The 959-nt window shown below is 64.4% G+C and carries 1 protein-coding gene; it reads right to left on the bottom strand.

Going from position 1 to position 959, the window contains the following annotated elements; translation table 11 throughout:
- The coding region (qcrB, locus tag ACPYOG_RS19170; protein ID WP_481295729.1) for a cytochrome bc1 complex cytochrome b subunit at positions 1-959 on the bottom strand (959 nt) is incomplete at both ends.

The raw sequence follows: 959 nt of genomic DNA, 5'->3' as shown, positions 1-959 counted from the left end.
GGTCCAGGATGTGGTGCTCGCGCTTGTCGCCCGTGACCCACGCCTCGAGGAACGGGTAGATCATGACCGTCACGATGAATAGTCCGAGGATCACCACCGGCACGATGATGTTGAACGACCAGGTGCGGTCCAGCCACACGAACTCCCAGCCCGGCGGGACCAGGCGCAACGCGCCGTCGGCGAAGCCGATGTACCAGTCCGGCTGGGTGCCCGCCGAGACGGGCGATGGATCGTAGGGGCCGTAGTTCCAGATCGGGTTGATCGTGAACAGCGAGGCCATCAGCACCACGACACCGAACACGATGAAGAAGAAGCCACCGGCCTTGGCCGCGTACACCGGGAGGACCGGGTACCCCACCACGTTGCCCTGCGAGCGGCCGGGGGCCGCGTACTGCGTGTGCTTGTGGATGACCACGAACATCAGGTGCAGTGCGATGAACGCCACGACCAGTGCGGGAAGCAGCAGGATGTGCAGCGTGTAGAGGCGTCCGACGATCGCCGTCCCTGGGAACTCGCCGCCGAAGAGGAGGAACGAGATCCACGTGCCGACGACCGGCAGGCCCTTCACCAGGCCGTCGATGATGCGGAGGCCGTTGCCCGAGAGCAGGTCGTCCGGCAGCGAGTAGCCGGTGAAGCCCTCGGCCATCGCGAGGATGAAGAGCACGAAGCCGATGATCCAGTTCAGCTCACGCGGCTTGCGGAACGCTCCCGTGAAGAAGATGCGCAGCATGTGGAGGCCGATGGCCGCCACGAAAAGCAGCGCCGCCCAGTGGTGGATCTGACGGACCAGCAGACCGCCGCGCACCTCGAACGAGATGTTCAGCGTGCTCTGCATCGCCGACGACATCGAGATGCCCTTCAGCGGGACGTACGAGCCGTTGTAGACGACCTCCGCCATGGAGGCCTGGAAGAAGAACGTGAGGAAGGTACCGGACAGCAGGATGACGATGAAGCTGTAC

Source organism: Leifsonia sp. HAY1-4F, from assembly GCF_056755275.1.
Note: the sequence above shows the minus strand (reverse complement) of the source record. Positions and strands in the feature narration are given on the sequence as shown.